General features: G+C 59.9%; 15 protein-coding genes. 8 read left to right on the forward strand and 7 right to left on the reverse strand.

The genetic code is table 11. The annotated features are described in order from the left end of the window. The first annotated feature begins 17 nt into the window (after positions 1-17). From fabG to gmk, 6 genes are all read left to right on the forward strand, one after another. Positions 18-755 carry a 3-oxoacyl-[acyl-carrier-protein] reductase gene (gene fabG / locus NBH21_RS03500; protein ID WP_250912548.1) on the forward strand — a complete coding sequence of 246 codons (738 nt, stop codon included), beginning with the start codon at positions 18-20 and terminating at the stop codon, positions 753-755. Positions 756-1039: 284 nt separating this feature from the next. Then, entirely contained in the window at positions 1040-1276 is a 237-nt protein-coding gene (locus NBH21_RS03505) for an acyl carrier protein (RefSeq protein WP_099059947.1), read from the forward strand. 118 nt (positions 1277-1394) lie between these two features. After that, a complete protein-coding gene (gene fabF, locus NBH21_RS03510) occupies positions 1395-2654 on the forward strand; it encodes a beta-ketoacyl-ACP synthase II (protein WP_099057312.1) in 1260 nt (419 codons plus the stop codon). Between the two features lie 129 nt (positions 2655-2783). After that, complete coding sequence (gene mltG / locus NBH21_RS03515; RefSeq protein WP_250912549.1) at positions 2784-4001, forward strand: endolytic transglycosylase MltG; 1218 nt, start codon at positions 2784-2786, stop codon at positions 3999-4001. A 23-nt stretch (positions 4002-4024) separates the two neighbouring features. Beyond that, positions 4025-4915 (forward strand): YicC/YloC family endoribonuclease, encoded by an 891-nt coding sequence (locus NBH21_RS03520; protein ID WP_250912550.1) that lies wholly within the window; start codon positions 4025-4027, stop codon positions 4913-4915. Between the two features lie 3 nt (positions 4916-4918). After that, positions 4919-5584: a guanylate kinase gene (gene gmk, locus NBH21_RS03525; protein ID WP_250912551.1), complete on the forward strand. Its 666-nt coding sequence runs from the start codon at positions 4919-4921 to the stop codon at positions 5582-5584. Positions 5585-5677: 93 nt separating this feature from the next. Here gmk and rsmA read toward each other — a convergent pair whose 3' ends face one another. The 7 genes from rsmA to NBH21_RS03560 form a co-directional block, all read right to left on the reverse strand. Then, positions 5678-6505, reverse strand: a complete 828-nt coding sequence (gene rsmA, locus NBH21_RS03530; protein WP_250912552.1) for a 16S rRNA (adenine(1518)-N(6)/adenine(1519)-N(6))-dimethyltransferase RsmA — start codon at positions 6503-6505, stop codon at positions 5678-5680. Further along, positions 6505-7530 (reverse strand): 4-hydroxythreonine-4-phosphate dehydrogenase PdxA, encoded by a 1026-nt coding sequence (gene pdxA / locus NBH21_RS03535; RefSeq protein ID WP_250912553.1) that lies wholly within the window; start codon positions 7528-7530, stop codon positions 6505-6507. The genes rsmA and pdxA overlap by 1 nt, the downstream gene beginning before the upstream one ends. Positions 7531-7544: 14 nt before the next feature. Continuing rightward, positions 7545-8486 (reverse strand): SurA N-terminal domain-containing protein, encoded by a 942-nt coding sequence (locus NBH21_RS03540; RefSeq protein WP_250912554.1) that lies wholly within the window; start codon positions 8484-8486, stop codon positions 7545-7547. Between the two features lie 184 nt (positions 8487-8670). Next, entirely contained in the window at positions 8671-11013 is a 2343-nt protein-coding gene (locus NBH21_RS03545) for an LPS-assembly protein LptD (RefSeq protein ID WP_425340371.1), read from the reverse strand. Next, a complete protein-coding gene (gene lptG / locus NBH21_RS03550; protein ID WP_250912555.1) occupies positions 11013-12095 on the reverse strand; it encodes an LPS export ABC transporter permease LptG in 1083 nt (360 codons plus the stop codon). Before lptG ends, NBH21_RS03545 begins: the two co-directional genes overlap by 1 nt. Then, entirely contained in the window at positions 12092-13270 is a 1179-nt protein-coding gene (gene lptF / locus NBH21_RS03555) for an LPS export ABC transporter permease LptF (protein WP_250912556.1), read from the reverse strand. The genes lptG and lptF overlap by 4 nt, the downstream gene beginning before the upstream one ends. Before the next feature lie 109 nt (positions 13271-13379). Further along, a complete protein-coding gene (locus NBH21_RS03560) occupies positions 13380-14150 on the reverse strand; it encodes a phosphatase PAP2 family protein (protein WP_250912557.1) in 771 nt (256 codons plus the stop codon). Positions 14151-14362: 212 nt separating this feature from the next. On the opposite strand from NBH21_RS03560, the gene NBH21_RS03565 reads away from it, so the two are divergent. Together NBH21_RS03565 and NBH21_RS03570 are read left to right on the forward strand one after the other, a co-directional pair. Continuing rightward, positions 14363-15862, forward strand: coding sequence for a leucyl aminopeptidase (locus tag NBH21_RS03565; protein WP_250912558.1), 1500 nt, complete (start codon positions 14363-14365; stop codon positions 15860-15862). 31 nt (positions 15863-15893) lie between these two features. Further along, complete coding sequence (locus NBH21_RS03570) at positions 15894-16343, forward strand: DNA polymerase III subunit chi (protein WP_250912559.1); 450 nt, start codon at positions 15894-15896, stop codon at positions 16341-16343. Positions 16344-16551 lie beyond the last annotated feature (208 nt).

The following is a 16551-nucleotide window of genomic DNA, read 5'->3' on the forward strand; positions in this document are numbered from 1 at the left end:
AACAAGGAACTCGCATCATGTTTGACCTGACCGGCCGCAAGGCACTCGTCACCGGTGCAACCGGCGGCATCGGCGAAGAGATCGCCCGTCTGCTGCATGCGCGCGGAGCGACCGTCGGCCTGCACGGCACCCGCGTCGAGAAGCTGGAGGCGCTGGCCTCCGAACTTGGCGAACGCGTCAAGATCTTCCCGGCTAACCTTTCGGATCGTGAAGAAGTCAAGGCTCTTGGCGAAAAGGCCGAGGCCGAGCTCGAAGGCGTCGACATCCTCGTCAACAATGCCGGTATCACCAAGGACGGACTTTTCGTCCGCATGAGCGATGCCGACTGGGACAGCGTGCTTGAGGTCAACCTTACGGCGGTTTTCCGCCTGACGCGCGAACTGACCCATCCCATGATGCGCCGCCGCTATGGCCGCATCATCAACATCACCTCGATCGTCGGCGTTACTGGCAATCCGGGGCAGGCCAATTACTGCGCTTCCAAGGCCGGCATGATCGGCTTCACAAAATCGCTGGCCCAGGAAATCGCCACCCGCAACGTGACGGTCAACTGTGTTGCTCCGGGCTTCATCGAGAGCGCTATGACGGGCAAGCTGAACGACAAGCAGAAGGAAGCGATCATGGGGGCAATCCCGATGAAGCGCATGGGAACGGGCGCTGAAGTCGCGTCTGCCGTTCTCTATCTGGCGTCGTCGGAAGCTGCCTACATGACCGGGCAGACTTTGCACGTCAACGGCGGCATGGCGATGATCTGATGTTGCATCGCCTCGCGAAGCGGCGACATGCAATTGTATGTTGACCAATTGGCGACGGCGATTTTCAGGCTTTGCGCGGAACTTAAACCGTGTTAAGCGGGCCATGACTGTGAACAGTCGCCCGGTTTTTAAGGGAAACTGCTGCGCTTTTGATTGCATGGCGGGGTCGAAGAAAACCGGGCTGAACAAATTTGTCGGCGGGCTAGAAAGACGCCGTCGACGAAATGCAGGGTAGGGACGCCATTACGGCCGCCCTTGAGATAAAGAAGGTCGAGGAAACCGACATGAGCGATATCGCAGAACGCGTTAAGAAAATTGTTGTTGATCATCTCGGCGTAGACGCTGAAAAGGTTGTTGAAGGCGCGAGCTTCATCGACGATCTGGGCGCGGACTCGCTCGATACCGTTGAACTGGTCATGGCCTTCGAAGAAGAATTCGGCGTCGAGATCCCGGACGATGCCGCTGACTCGATCCTGACCGTCGGCGACGCGGTCAAGTTCATCGAGAAGGCTCAGTCCTGATCGATTATCATCATTGCGGGAAGGCTCTCAGGAGCGCTGGTCCCGCTGAGGCCCGCGGAAAGCGGGCCTTACTGTATTCAAATGGCATCGGCTGCAAGAGTGGGGTGGGCTACGGACGATGAGACGTGTCGTTATCACCGGTACCGGCATGGTATCTCCTCTGGGATGTGGAACTGAACTGACCTGGTCGCGTCTTCTGGATGGCCAGAGCGGTGCGCGCCGCGTTACCGAATTCGAAGTCGAAGATCTGCCGGCGAAGATCGCCTGCCGTATTCCGACCGGCGAAGGTGAAGGCACATTCAATCCTGACGATTGGATGGAAGCCAAGGAGCAGCGCAAGGTCGACCACTTCATCATTTACGCGATCGCAGCTGCCGATATGGCGCTGGAGGATGCCGGCTGGCATCCGAAGACGGATGACGAGCAGTGCGCCACAGGCGTTCTGATCGGTTCGGGCATCGGCGGTCTCGAGGGCATCGTCGAGGCAGGGTTCATTCTGCGCGACAAGGGCCCGCGCCGTCTTTCGCCCTTTTTCATTCCGGGTCGCCTGATCAACCTCGCCTCCGGCCAGGTCTCGATCCGCCACAAGCTGCGCGGTCCCAATCATTCTGTCGTTACCGCCTGCTCGACCGGTGCACACGCCATAGGCGACGCCGCTCGCCTGATCGCGCTCGGTGATGCCGATGTGATGGTGGCCGGCGGTACCGAATCTCCGATCAGCCGCATCTCGCTGGCCGGTTTTGCCGCCTGCAAGGCGCTGTCCACCCAGCATAATGACGACCCGACGCGCGCTTCCCGTCCCTACGACAAGGACCGCGACGGTTTCGTCATGGGTGAGGGTGCCGGCATCGTCGTCCTGGAAGAACTCGAACACGCCAAGGCTCGCGGTGCCAAGATCTACGCCGAAGTCGTCGGCTACGGTCTGTCGGGCGACGCCTTCCACATCACGGCTCCGTCCGAGGATGGCGATGGCGCGTTTCGCTGCATGACCATGGCGCTGAAGCGCGCCGGCCTGCAAGCGTCGGACATCGACTACATCAATGCCCATGGCACTTCGACCATGGCGGATACGATCGAGCTTGGCGCGGTCGAGCGCCTCGTCGGCGATTCGGCCTCCCGGATCTCGATGTCCTCGACCAAGTCGGCAATCGGTCACCTTCTCGGCGCTGCCGGTGCCGTCGAGGCGATCTTCGCCACGCTGGCGATCCGCGACAACGTCGCCCCGCCGACGCTCAATCTCGACAATCCCTCCGTCGAAACGGCCATCGACCTCGTGCCGCACAAGGCCCGCAAGCGGGACATCAACGTCGCCCTGTCCAATTCCTTTGGCTTCGGCGGCACCAACGCATCGTTGGTCCTTCGCCGGTACGAAGGCTGAGCGATCCAGGGATCGCCAGAAACGATGTGAGAGAGGTTCTCCGTCCCTTGCAGGGACGGGTGACCTTACCTGTATTTTGCCGCATTGCTTGGCCAGATAGCAGCGATACCGAACTGAAGAGGATTGCCGGTGAGCGACAATAGCCAGAACAGCGGTGTTTCCTTCGGCCGTGGCTCGGAAGGCCAGCCGAAAGGCCCGATCATCCCGAAGTCGCCCAATGAGGCGCTTCGGCCGGAACGGGTGCCCGCTCCGCCGCGCCGTTCGCGCAAGGCCCGCAGCCAGCTTGTCATTTTCCTGAATTTCATCATGACCATGGCGGTCGCCGTCTGCATCGCGGCCGTAGCCGGTTTCTACTATGTCATGTCCGCCTATCAGGATCGGGGACCGCTGACGGTGAACACGAATTTCGTGGTTCGCAGCGGCGCCGGCCCGTCGGAAATCGGCAACAACCTTGAGCGCAACGGTATCGTCAGCGACGGCCGTATCTTCCGCTACGTTTCCGATATCTATCTGGAAGAAGGCGAAACGCTGAAGGCTGGCGAATACGAGATCAAGGCGGGCGCCTCAATGAAGGAGATCATGGAACTCCTGAAGTCGGGCAAGTCCATTCTTTATTCGGTCTCCATGCCGGAAGGCCTGACGGTCCAGCAGATGTTCCGCAAGCTTGCGGAGGATACGGTTCTCGAAGGCGGTCTGCCGTCGGAACTGCCCATTGAGGGCACCCTGCGGCCTGACACCTACAAGTATTCGCGTGGCACCAAGCGTACCGAGATCGTCAGCCAGATGCTGGCGGCTCAGGAGAAGCTCGTAGACCAGATCTGGGAGCGCCGCGATCCGGACCTGCCGATCAAGACCAAGGAAGAATTCGTCATTCTGGCGTCCATCGTCGAGAAGGAAACCGGCAAGGACGACGAGCGCGCCCACGTCGCTTCCGTCTTCATCAATCGCCTGAAGAAGGGAATGCGCCTGCAGTCCGATCCGACCATCGTCTACGGTCTCTTCGGCGGCGAAGGGAAGCCTTCCGACCGGCCGATCTATCAGTCGGACCTGCAGAAGGAAACGCCCTACAACACCTATGTGATCAAGGGCCTTCCCCCGGGACCGATCGCCAACCCCGGCAAGGCGGCGCTTGAAGCTGTCGCTCATCCGTGGAAGACCTCCGACCTCTACTTCGTGGCCGATGGAACCGGCGGCCATATTTTCGCCCCGACGCTTGACGAGCACAACGCCAATGTACGGCGCTGGCGCAAGCTGGAAGCGGAGAAGGGCTCCGATCCGAACATCGCGGTCGACGGGCAGCCCGAGGGCGAGCCGGAAGCTTCGGCGCCCAAGAAGAAAAAGAACTGACAGCACAGCCGGGAGTAAATGCTATGGCGCTGCAATCCATGACCGGCTTCGCCCGCGCCGAAGGCACGAGCGGGCGATACCGCTGGGCCTGGGAGCTGCGCTCGGTTAATGGCAAGGGTCTCGACATCCGCATGCGTCTGCCGCAGGGGATGGAAGGTTTCGAAGCGGAAGTTCGCCGGTTGCTCGGGCAGTACCTGACCCGCGGCAACGTGCAGGTCGGCCTTAATGTGTCCGTCAGCGAAAACCGGGTCGAGGCCGTACTGAACCGCGACGCTCTCGACGCGGTTCTGCGCCTGCGCGACGAACTTGGCACAGCTCTCGTCGATCCCACACCGCTGCGCCTCGATGCTCTGCTGGCGATCCGCGGACTTGTCGATTTTCGTGAAACCCAGGATGACGAGGCGGCACTCGCTGCCCGCGACGCCGATATCCTGGCCGGACTGGAGCAGGCGGCGCGTGCCCTTTGCGATATGCGCAAGACCGAGGGAGATGCTCTCTGTCGCGTGCTTTCCGACCACGTGTCGAATATCCAGGACCTCGTACAGAAGGTCGAGGCCGATCCGTCCCGTCAGCCGGAAGAGATCGCCCGCAAGCTGGTGGCCCAGCTCGCTGCACTTCTCGACGCTTCCCCCTCGCTCGACCGCGACCGGCTCCATGCCGAAGCAGCGCTTCTCGCAACCAAGGCGGATCTGCGCGAAGAGATCGACCGGCTGAAGGCCCATGTGACTGCGGCGCGTGACCTGCTTGCCATGGGCGGCCCGATCGGCCGCAAGCTCGATTTTCTGGCGCAGGAATTCAATCGCGAATCGAATACCATCTGTTCCAAGTCGAATGCCGTGGCGGTTACCTCGGCCGGTATCGAATTGAAGGTTGTCATCGACCAGTTCCGCGAACAGGTCCAGAATTTGGAGTAGGAAATGAGCCCGGTAACCCCGTCCTCGCCTGTAAAGATCGCCCGGCGCGGGTTGATGCTGGTGCTGTCGTCGCCTTCCGGCGCCGGAAAGTCCACGATTGCGCGCAACCTGCTGGAAGACGATCCGACACTGGGCATTTCCGTGAGCGTCACCACGCGCGCCAAGCGGCCGAGCGAGATCGCGGGCAAGCACTATCATTTCATCAGCATTCCGCAGTTCGAACGCATGCGTGAATCCGACCAGCTGCTGGAATGGGCTGAGGTTCATGGCAACTTCTATGGAACGCCGCGCGAGCCGGTCGAGCAGGCGATGTCCGAAGGCCGGGACATGCTGTTCGACATCGATTGGCAGGGCGCTCGCCAGCTTCAGGAGAAGATGAAGGCCGACGTCGTTTCGATCTTCGTGCTTCCGCCGAGCATGACCGAACTACAGTCCCGCCTGCACCGCCGGGCAGAGGACACCGAAGAGGTTATCCGCACCCGCCTTCATAATTCGCGCTCAGAAATCGAGCATTGGCGGGAATATGACTATGTGATCGTCAACGATGATTTGGATAGTGCGTTTCGCGCGGTGGGCAGTATTGTTGGCGCCGAACGTATCCGTCGTGACCGCCGCTACGGCCTCTTCAATTTCGTGGAGCAACTGTTGACGGAAGAGCCGAAGCTCTGATCGTCGGCGCGTGCCGCGATCAAGCGGCTTCGCATTCGCGCTTTAACCTTAGATCTGGCTTTTCTGTATGCCTCGAACTTTGCGCGGCATGCGTCAGATCTGGTTCGCCAGACTGACGAATTCCTCGACGCTCAGCGTTTCCGCACGTCGGGCCGGATCGATCCCGGCCTTGGACAGAAGAGCCTCGCCGCCAAGGGATTTCACGCTCTGGCGCAACATCTTGCGGCGCTGGCCGAATGCTGCCTGTGTCACCTTCTCAAGCTTATCCGGATCGCAGGGCAGGGGTTCCGCACGCGGCACCAGATGCACGACGCTGGAGGTGACCTTCGGCGGCGGCGTGAAAGCCTGCGGCGGTATATCGAACGCCATATGCGCTTGTGTCCGCCAGCCGCAGAGCACACCAAGGCGGCCATAATGGTTGTCGTCTGCGCGAGCGACGATGCGCTGGCCGACTTCCTTCTGGAACAGCAGCGTCAGTGATTGCCAGAAGGGCGGCCATGACCGTGGCAGCAACCAGTTGACCAGCAATTGCGTGCCGACATTGTAGGGCAGGTTGGCGATGATCTTGATCGGGCCTTCGGGCGCAAGCGCCTCGAAATCGGTTTTCAACGCATCGCCCTCGATCACTTCGAGCCGACCGGGATAGTGTTCCGCCACTTCGGCGAGAGCCGGCAGGCAGCGCGAATCCCTCTCTACGGCAATGACCTTCTTCGCTCCGAGCGCGAGGATGGCGCGCGTGAGACCGCCCGGACCGGGGCCGACCTCGAACACCGTCACATCCTCCAGCGAACCGGCGGTGCGGGCGATCTTCTGGGTCAGGTTGAGATCGAGCAGGAAGTTCTGGCCGAGAGCCTTGCGGGCGTCGAGACCGTAGCGGGAGATTACATCCCGCAGCGGCGGAAGTCCGTCGAGAGCTGCCATCAGATCTGTGCTTCGGTGAGCAGGCTGATTTCAGACGCAAGCTGGATTGCGGCAACGAGGCTTTTCTCGCGTGCTATTCCCTTGCCGGCAATGCCGAAGGCAGTCCCGTGATCGGGAGAGGTGCGCACGAAAGGAAGGCCAAGCGTCACATTGACGGAATCGTCGAAGCCGAGCGCCTTTGCCGGGATCAGCGCCTGATCGTGATACATGCAGATCGCCACGTCGTAACGCCGACGGGCATCATCATGGAACATCGTATCCGCGGGCAGGGGGCCGAAAGCATCGATACCTTCCTCGCGCAACTGCATGATGGCCGGATGGATGATGTCCTGGTCCTCGTGACCGATGGCGCCGTCCTCACCCGCATGCGGGTTCAGCCCGGCAACGGCAAGCCGCGGATGCGCAAGCCTGAAGCGCGTCTTGAGGTCTTCCGCAACGATGCGGCAGGTATCAACGACAAGCGCCTCGGAAAGGGCCGTCGGCACGTCCTTGATCGGGATGTGAATAGTCACAGGCACAGCCTTGAGCTTCGGGCCTGCGAGCATCATCACCGGGTGGAAGGTCTTGCCCGTCCGCTTCTTGGCAAGATCGGCAAGAAACTCGGTGTGCCCCGGAAAGCCGAAGCCGGCTTCATAGAGAACGGATTTGGCGATCGGGTTCGTCACCATGCCTCGAACCTTGCCATCGAAGCAGAGCGAAACGGCAGTCTCGATCGAGGCTATCGTACCCTTTGCCGTCGCCACATGCGGCTCACCGGCGACGACATCGACACCAACAGGGACCGGCAATACCGGAAAGGCACCGGAGAAGACGGAAGCTGCACCCGCGGCATCAGTCTCACGGATCGGGACATCGATTTCAAGTTCCCGAGCGCGGACGGCCAGAACCGCAGGATCGCCGATGAAAATGAACGGTGGCAACTGATGCTGGTCGCGGTTGAGCCACGCTGTCAGCGCAATATCCGGCCCGATGCCGGCTGGATCACCTTGACTGAGGGCAAGAGGAAGCATGTCGGCAGCGGTCATATCGTTTTCCGGAATCAGTTTTCGACAATCTGCGCCTTTGAACGAAGGTCGTCGAGATACTTTTTGGAGTTCGGGTTTTCACCGGTCTCCTTTTCCTTGCCGATATCCTCGGCGCGGAAGACGACTTCCGCAGCCACGTCGTCGGAAACCTGACGCTGATTGCAGATCGCCAGATACTCTACGCCACGTTCGGTGACGCGGGTTCCGGTGGTGCCGCCGCTGGCCTTCTCGATCAGCGGCTTCCAATCCGGCGGAAGTTCCGGCTCCAGCACGCGGCCGAGATTGCGGATGGATACGTCGAGATAGTTCTTGGCGAATGCCATGGCGCCGTCGCAGCCCGGGAATTTCGAGCGGGATGCCTCGGCCTCGGCCTTGCGCTTGCCCACGATACCCTTCTTGGAGGCAGGCACGACGAAGATGACCTGCTTCAGGAAGTATTCGGTGGTGACCGGCTTCTGCTTGTTCTCAAGCAGGCGGCTGACCAGTTCCTGATTGGAGAGCTTGCCCTTGCTGCCGTACCGAGCATTGACCAGCCTCGGCCAGCTCATCGAAACGGCGATATACGCCTTGAAGTGTTCGGCGCCGACACCTGCCTGGCCAAGAATGCTGTTGAGCTGTGCGTCGGACAGTTTATTGGAACTCGCGAAGCGGCTGAAGGCGGCATTGACTTCGTCGGTGCTGACCGACATGCCGACGCGCGCGATCTCCTGACGCTTCAGCGCTTCCTCGATCAGTTCCTGCTTGGCAAGCTTGTTGAGATCGCCCTTACGGCGCTGGAGCCTGAGGAATGCGACGCGGCGGACAACATCGCCGTTGGTGATTGCCGTCTTGTTGACAACGGCCACCACCTGGCTCGCAGCATTCGCGTTTTCGACAAAAGCAGTGGGGCCAACGCAAAGGCCGAGCGCCAATGTGCCGGCCAGCAGGGTTCGCAACCCCTTCTTCGCAAAGGTCATCTGTGGTTCCTTCCCTCGGATGCAGTCAGCGTGATCGCCGGGCATACATCCGCCAATCAAAGTACATCTGCCGCATCGATTGCATAATCCATGCGGCAAAACAATGACGCCGAACGAATAGACCCGCCTTTCGCCGGAAGTCGACAAGAATTCGACGTTCCGGCGTTGGTTGCAGCGGAAGATACTATTCGCTGCTTCCGAGCCTGATATCCCCCAGGGTACGGAAGGTCAGGCGGCCGGCGATGGTCCAGTCGCTCGCGACTTCCGCGTCCGGATCGTATTTGTCTGAGAATGCCACCGTCAGGATCGTGCATTCGTCGGCATAGCTAAGGCCAATGCTTCTGCGCGAGAAGACATTGTCGTCTATGTCATAGGTCAGCGAACCGAAGACAGACCAGTACTCGTTGACCTTCAACGTGTGCGACGTCTGGACCGCCTGGTTATCGTTCGTGAAGCCGTATTCCGGCTGGGCATCGAGCTGGGTGAATACCAGTTCGGATTGCAGTCGCTTGTTGCTGTAGGAAATGGCGGCGTCCGTACGGCGCAGTTCCAGCGTCTTCTCGTCCAGGCGAACGCTTGTCGAAAGGCTGACACCGTTCGGCATGTCTACGCCTGCCATTGCGACATAGTCGGAGACATCGGTTTCGAGACCCGAATTGGCGCCCGCATAGACGAGGTCGTCGGTTGCAAAGGAATTCTGCCCCGCCAGATGGTAGGACTGGCCGAAGATGCCGCGCAAGCCGAAGCCGTTGTCGAACGACCCGGTATATTGCACGCCGATATTGGCGCGGGTGCCGCCCTCTACGCGGTCATAACCGGAGAACTTGTCGCGTTCGAACAGACTGGTCGCATCGAACACGAAGCTCTGAGCGTCCTCGTTCGGCAGCATACCGGCCAGCTGTTCGTTATTGCGGGCATAGATCTGCGCGATCGGCTCGATGATATGGGTGCTGTTGGCGGTCGTCATCAGGATCGGATAACGAGCCTCCAGGCCGGCGGTCAGCATGGCGCGTGTCGCCGTCGCATCGGAATTGTATTCGCCCGCGTAGCCGGTCGGATTGTTCATGTCGAGGCCAAAGGCATCGCCACGGGCTGCAAGCAATGGTGTGAGCTGTAGGCCGCCGGGTACGGTGAAGCTGCGCTTCCACTCCACCTCGCCGGTCATACGGCTCATCGTGCCTTCAAGTCCGCGATAGCGCATGAGGTCGTCGATGTCGTCGCCATTGGTATCGACACTTTCCTCGTCCTGCTTGAAGCGGGAGAGGGTAGTGAAGTTCATCCTGGCAGACAGTTCGCCACCCGCGACCGGTTCGGGCGCGTAATAGCTGTAGTCGATGGATGGCAGCACGGTCGGCTGCTTTTTCTCGGCCGTACTGTCGGAGTCGGCGTCCTGCACGTCGAAGTAGAAGGCGCGCGCATCGAAATAGTTACGCTTGCCGATGCCAGTCAGATAGACTTGGTTCGTATGGGTCGATTGGTCGAGGCCGGCAAGATCGTAAGTGCGTGCAAAGTTGTTGTCGCTTTGCAGCATGACGTCCCAGCCGAACGACCAGCGCGGGTTGATCTGGAAGTCGCCCTTGGATGCGACCATGCCGCGCTGATCGCGCTTGGCATCGCTGGTGCCGGCCGTGAAGTTATCGGAATTCAGCTGGCTGATACCGGCTGCACGTAGCGTGACCGTACCCTTCTCGAATCGCTGGCGATACTCACCTTCGAGCAGAACGCCCTGGCTGGTATAGCCGGTCGTGGTGATCGTGGCGTCCCTGTCGTTGGCGATCGCGATATAATAGGGAACAGCAAGACCGAAGCCGAGGTTTTCGGACGTCCGCATTTCCGGGAACAGGAAGCCCGTTTTGCGTTTCACCGTGTTGTCGGGCACTTCGATGAAAGGCAGGACCGCAAGCGTGCGGCCGAACAGCTGGAAGCGAGCCTTCTCAAGCCGAACCGTGTGCTTTTGTCCGTTCTGGATAACCTTTTCAGCCTTCACCTGCCAGATTGGCGGCCGCTTCGGATCTTCGGCGCAAGGCAGACATGCCGTGTAGACGCCCTTGTGCAGGATCATCTCGGTACCGGCTACGCGCTCGCCGCTCTCGGCAGCCATGCGGGTGTTGTCTGTCGTCTCGATGCGTAGCGACTTCACGAAGCCGTCGGCAAAGTTGTCGGTGACGTCGAGCGTTTCGGCGTAAATCCGGTTTCCGCCCGGTTCCACCAACTCGATATTGCCGGATGCGAGCACCCGGCCTGTCTTTTGATTATACTCGACCTTACGGGCAACCATCTGGTAGCCGGCATAGTTGATCTGCACCGCGCCGGCCGCGATCACGCGTTCCGAATCACGGTCATAAGTCAGTTCGTTAGCCGCAAGCAGAAGCTTGGCGTCTTCGGGAACGACAACATCGGCATAACCCGTCGAATCACTGCTCTGAGCCAATGCGTCGACCGCTGGGAGAAGCGGGCCGCACAAAGCTACACCGGTCAGCAGGGCTCGGGTGAGCCTCCTGATATTCTTGCGGTCTTTTACCGCCACTAACCATCCTCCTTGTGGAGCAGGATTGTCGCTCCGAGTGCCATCGCCACGACGACCGGAACCCAGGCCGCAACGAAGGGCGGCACGACACCGCTGCTACCGAATGCTTTGACAAGCACGGTGACAACATAAAGCACGAAGCCTGACAGGATTCCACCCAGAATCACGGAACGGGACTGGTTGAACCTGCTGAATTTAAGCGAGACGGTTGCAGCTATGAGCGTCATTGCGACCAAAAGGAAGGGTAGGGACAACAGGGAATGGAATTGTGTTTCCAGTGCCTTGGTTGAAACACCGAAAGATTTGGCAACTGCAATTTTCTGAGAAAGCTCATAAAAAGCAACGGTATCAGGCTCAGCGAGCCGCTGTGCGACAAACTCCTTCTTCAAATTGGTAGCCACCTTGTCCGTAGGCAGGCGCTTTTGTATCTCGCCGGGGCGTGTCTCTAGTACGTCGGTAAGATTCCAGTAACCATTTTCCAATTTTGCCGTGCGTGCGTCCTGTCGTTTTTCGATACGTCCATCGTTGTCGAAATAGATCAGGATGACGTCGTTGAGCAGGGTGCCCTCCTCTTCGATCGTCCGTGCGCCGATGATGACGTCGGACTTTCCGCTGATCTGTCGCATCCAGGGAACGACGGTATTCTTCGGTCTGTCGCTTGCCTCGCGCCAGTTCGCCTCGATCTGCAGAGCCTGTCGTTGTCCCCAGGCTGCGAGCGGATTGACCACCAGCATCGCGGCCAGGCCGATGACGAAGGCGCCCAGCACGAAAGGCGTCATGAACTGCCAGACGGAGATGCCTGCTGCGCGTGCAACGACGAGTTCGGACTTGCGATTGAGGGCGATCAGCGTCGTCATGCCGACGAAGAGCGAAATGAACGGGATCGTCTGCTGCAGGATGAGCGGCAGGCGCAGGGCTGTCAGCCACAGAACGCCGGCAACCGAATAACCGGTAAAGCCTGCAAACCTGCCCGACGTCTCACTGAAGTCGACCAGATAGGCGATCGCGATGACGCCGGCGAAGAACCACAGCGTTGTGATGACATAGCGCCGGAAGAAATAACGGCCAAGGGTGCTGATCATGTCGTGCCTCCCCCGGTCGCATCACTTTTCGGGGTAAAGCGCCGCATGACCGCCGACAGGCGATCAGCAAGGAAGGTTGTCACGACCGAAGTCTTGTGCGGGTGGCGTCTGCGAATGAGCATGATGGCCGCAATCAGGCCGCTTCCCAGCGGAACGAGATAGGCAAGGGGCACGAACGCCAGCGAGTTGCCTGCAAGCTCCACCGTATAGTTCGAAAGCCAGAAGAGCGCGAGCGAGAGCGTGAGGGCAATTGCCATCGGATGCAGCCGCGCTTCGCGGTGAGAACGCGCATCGCTGCATATGACGAGCGAAATCAGCGCAAAGACGAAGGGGAAAGTCCAGGTACTCAGGCGGCGATGCAGTTCGCTGCGATAATCCTTGAGATTCCGCTGAACGTCGGGGTCGTTCTGATCGGGATTGAGCAGGAAACCGAGGTCACGATCACCGGCGTGCAGGCGGGCCTGTCCGCGGGACTGGGAGAAGTCGGATAGATCGAAGGAGTAGGAATCGAAACGTACGATCGAAACCTCGCCGTTCGGCGACTTGCGCTGGACTTCGCCGTCCTTCATCACAAGCGCCGCTCCGCCTTCATCCACGGCGCCTTCGCGTGCGTAATAAATGAGTTCGGACGCCGGGTCGCGGGAGTCGGCGACAAACAAGCCCTTCAACACGCGGCCTGACAACCGTTCGGAGATCTGGACGTAAAGTCCGTCCTCGATCCGGCGGAAGCTCTTTTCCTCGATGACGGTCGACAGCAGGTCCGCATAGGCGGCTGCGATCATTTCACGCACGCCGACGCGAAGCTTCGGCTCGACGAAATTCGTCATCAGCAGGGAGACGACCGCCATGCCCGCGGCGAGCGCCAGAACCGGACGAAGAATGGTGTGTCGGGGCGCGCCGGCAGCGTCGATGACGGCAAGTTCCGAATCGTTGTTCATCGCCGTCAGCGTCTGGGTGATCCCGATCACGAGCGCGAACGGCAGAACGGCGGGGATGATGGTCGGCAGGATGAATGTGGCAAGCAACATAAACGAACCGACGGATTGCCCGCTGTCCGTTACAAGATTGATTCGGGCCAACACCTGCGTCGTCCAGATGATCGCCAGCACCGGCACGAGCGCGGTGAGGAACATCTGCACGGTACGCCGCAGGATGTAGAGTTCGAGTAGTTTCATGCCTGATCCGGAATAGGGAAAGACGGAGCCATTCCCGTAGAGGAAATCATTCCTTGTCTACGACGCTCACGGCTTTTTGGCGACGTCCCTGTGCAAATTTTCAGTGTGGTCATCGCTGATTTTTTCGTGAGCGCGTTATTTCGAACACGGCGAAGATCAGGGCGAAGAGTACGGGCGACGAAAGCCAGCCGAGCAGAACGTCCGAAAGATAGTGGCCGCCGAACGCGACCCGGAAAGCCGAAGTTACCAAGGATATGACGACGATTGCCGGCCCCAGGACGGGGCGCAGTCTCTCGGGCAGAAGAAAGATCAGGCATACGAGCCAGCCTGCGCCAGCTGCCTCACCGGAGATGAAGGAACAGTTATCGTCGCATTGCCCGGCAAAGGACCCGGCGGGAACGAAAGGAAGAGGGCCGGCGAACAGGTCTGTTTCATAGGGCCGGGGCCGTTCGGAAACCTGCTTCAGGATCAGGTTCACCAGAACATAGGGGCCGAGCAACAGGGTAATCAGCGATACCGCATAGTTCTTGATGCGCCGGGCGCTATCGGGTGCCTGGGGATGGCGAAGCGCATGGACCAGCGCGATGACGAGCGCCACCACGCCGATCGCAGGCGCGTAGAACAGGGCTCTCCGCAGGAAGGCGTAAAGTGTGTCGCGGCCATAGGTAAAGCCGCCGCAGACACGGGTGGCATTCGCCTCGGGGCACGTCTCCGGTGCGAAGAAGGCGCGTGATGCCGCGATATCCAGCTGTGGCATGAAATGAAAAAGCGCCAGCATCAGGAACCACAAAAATACCAGCGCTAGCGCGAGCATGGTCCATCGGCGAGCCTGCCGGTCGTGAACGATCGCGTCGTAGAGGGCGTTCAATCTGGATGTCAAAGCCGGCTGCACCATTTGCAAAGAGGGCGCCCGGCCAGCTGGCAGAGCGCCGCGGAAACTAGCGTCACTCGCCCGCGCTCACAAGGGGGCATGCGGAGGGCTGTGAAATGCCTTGTGCGTTAACCCGCAAGTGTCGGGTTTTCCTTGCCTTTGCCGAGGAAAAAGTGAAGATCGCGCCATCTGCTTTCGTTAATGGACTTCAGGGAGTGCCCATGTCGCTCAAGCTCGATATCGCTTTTACCAAATCCCACCGCGCCTCATCCGGCGTCGCGATCCTGCTGAAGACAGTTGAAGCTGATCTCCCGGCCGGGGTGGAGGAGGCTGATCCCGCTGGTGTCTATGGACGCGCGGCCAAGGTGGCGAAGTTCACCGGCAAGTCGCTGTCGACCCTGGATATTGTCGCCCCTCATGGCTCCGACGCCGACCGGATCGTGGTGCTCGGTCTCGGCAAAGTCGAGGCGATCATCGCCCACGACTGGCTGAAGGCCGGCGGCACGGCCATGGCCGCTATCAAGGGCGCGGAGAAGGTCATCGTCTATCTAGATGCCCCGGGTCTCGACGTCACCGCAAAGGCCGCGGCCGATTTTGCGCTCGGCATGCTGCTTCGGGCCTACAAGTTCGACACCTACAAGACGTCGAAGAAGACGGATGACGAAGAGGGGAAGAGCGGCGACAAGGAAGTGAAGGTCACCATCGTAACGGCGGTGGCCAGCGCGGCGAAGAAAGCATTTGCCGATGTGCAGGCCGTTGCCGATGGTGTCAATCTTGCCCGTGATCTCGTCAACGAACCGGCCAACATTCTGGGACCGGAAGAGTTTGCCGCCAAGGCGAAGGAACTCGAAAAGCTCGGCGTCGAGATTGAAATCCTCGGCGAAAAGGAAATGAAGAAGCTCGGTATGGGCGCTCTTCTCGGTGTCGCCCAGGGTTCCGTGCGTCCGCCGCGTCTCGTCGTGATGCAGTGGAGTGGCGGCAAGGCCAAGGACAAGCCGGTGGCCTTCGTCGGCAAGGGCGTGGTTTTCGATACCGGCGGTATTTCGATCAAGCCTGCTGCCGGCATGGAGGAAATGAAGGGCGACATGGGTGGCGCTGCCGCGGTGACCGGGTTGATGCATGTGCTCGCGGCCCGCAAGGCCAAGGTCAATGCTGTCGGCATCATCGGTCTCGTCGAGAACATGCCGGACGGTAACGCCCAGCGTCCCGGCGACATCGTCAAGTCGATGTCCGGCCAGACGATCGAGGTCATCAACACCGATGCCGAGGGACGGCTCGTTCTTGCGGACGCCCTTTGGTACTGCAACGACCGCTTCAAGCCCGACTTCATGATCAATCTTGCAACGCTGACCGGCGCGATCCTTGTGGCCCTCGGTAACTTGCATGCAGGCCTGTTTTCGAATGACGACACGCTGTCCGAGCAACTGCTGACCGCCGGTCTCGTCACCAACGAGCGGCTGTGGCGCATGCCGATGGGTAAGGATTACGACCGGATGATCGACTCGAAATTCGCTGACATGAAGAATTCGAGCGGTCGCCATGCCGGTTCTGTTACCGCAGCGCAGTTCCTGAAGCGTTTCGTCAAGGATACGCCTTGGGCGCATCTCGATATTGCCGGGACCGCCATGTCGTCGCCCTCGGATGAAATCAACCAGTCCTGGGGCTCTGGCTACGGCGTTCGCCTGCTCGACGAACTCGTTCGCGCCAACTACGAAGACTGAGCGAGGTAGAGGCAGCGCAAGGGCAGGGCCATTGGCAGACATTCTTTTCTATCACCTGACGGAATCGAAGCTCGAGGACGCCCTTCCGCCGCTTCTTGAAAAGAGCTTGGAACGCGGTTGGCGGGTGGCGGTGCAGACCGCCGATACCGCCCGTCGCGACGCGCTCGACACCCATCTGTGGACATGGCGTGACGAAAGCTTCCTGCCTCATGCCACCGAGGAAGTCGAGGCACCGGAAAACCAGCCGGTGCTGCTCACCTCGCACGACGGCAATCTCAATGGCGCCACCGTGCGCTTTCTGGTGGATGGCGCCGAGCCGCCAGAGGATCTCGATTATGAGCGGGTCGTGTTCGTTTTCGATGGACACGACCAGACGCAGCTTGAAGCCGCGCGCGGCCAGTGGAAGCGCCTCAAGACGGAAGGCCATGCCCTGACTTACTGGCAACAGACCAGTGAGGGACGATGGGAAAAGAAGGCGTAGCACCAGATGCTATTGTTTCTGGTTAATCAGTTATGTCCTTGAACAATAACTCTATAATTATCCAGTTTTGACAATCGTCACCATTTTCGGCGAGGGATAGACCAATACTGGTCTTATCCGCCAAAGTCGAACCTTCGATGCTCCGGCTTTATTGTTTTTTGATCGTTTCGAGCGCATTTGCGTTCTGGGATTTTTATCAAGAAACAAT

It is taken from the genome of Ciceribacter sichuanensis (assembly GCF_024055605.1).
In the GTDB taxonomy this organism is placed as follows: domain Bacteria; phylum Pseudomonadota; class Alphaproteobacteria; order Rhizobiales; family Rhizobiaceae; genus Allorhizobium; species Allorhizobium sichuanense.

Bases quoted from the DNA above. Each gene is read 5' to 3' on its own strand.
- fabG (WP_250912548.1), top strand. From the start codon at position 18: ATGTTTGACCTGACCGGCCGCAAGGCACTCGTCACCGGTGCAACCGGC.
- NBH21_RS03505 (WP_099059947.1), top strand. From the start codon at position 1,040: ATGAGCGATATCGCAGAACGCGTTAAGAAAATTGTTGTTGATCATCTC.
- fabF (WP_099057312.1), top strand. From the start codon at position 1,395: ATGAGACGTGTCGTTATCACCGGTACCGGCATGGTATCTCCTCTGGGA.
- NBH21_RS03520 (WP_250912550.1), top strand. From the start codon at position 4,025: ATGGCGCTGCAATCCATGACCGGCTTCGCCCGCGCCGAAGGCACGAGC.
- gmk (WP_250912551.1), top strand. From the start codon at position 4,919: ATGAGCCCGGTAACCCCGTCCTCGCCTGTAAAGATCGCCCGGCGCGGG.
- rsmA (WP_250912552.1), bottom strand. From the start codon at position 6,505: ATGGCAGCTCTCGACGGACTTCCGCCGCTGCGGGATGTAATCTCCCGC.
- pdxA (WP_250912553.1), bottom strand. From the start codon at position 7,530: ATGACCGCTGCCGACATGCTTCCTCTTGCCCTCAGTCAAGGTGATCCA.
- NBH21_RS03540 (WP_250912554.1), bottom strand. From the start codon at position 8,486: ATGACCTTTGCGAAGAAGGGGTTGCGAACCCTGCTGGCCGGCACATTG.
- lptG (WP_250912555.1), bottom strand. From the start codon at position 12,095: ATGATCAGCACCCTTGGCCGTTATTTCTTCCGGCGCTATGTCATCACA.
- lptF (WP_250912556.1), bottom strand. From the start codon at position 13,270: ATGAAACTACTCGAACTCTACATCCTGCGGCGTACCGTGCAGATGTTC.
- NBH21_RS03565 (WP_250912558.1), top strand. From the start codon at position 14,363: ATGTCGCTCAAGCTCGATATCGCTTTTACCAAATCCCACCGCGCCTCA.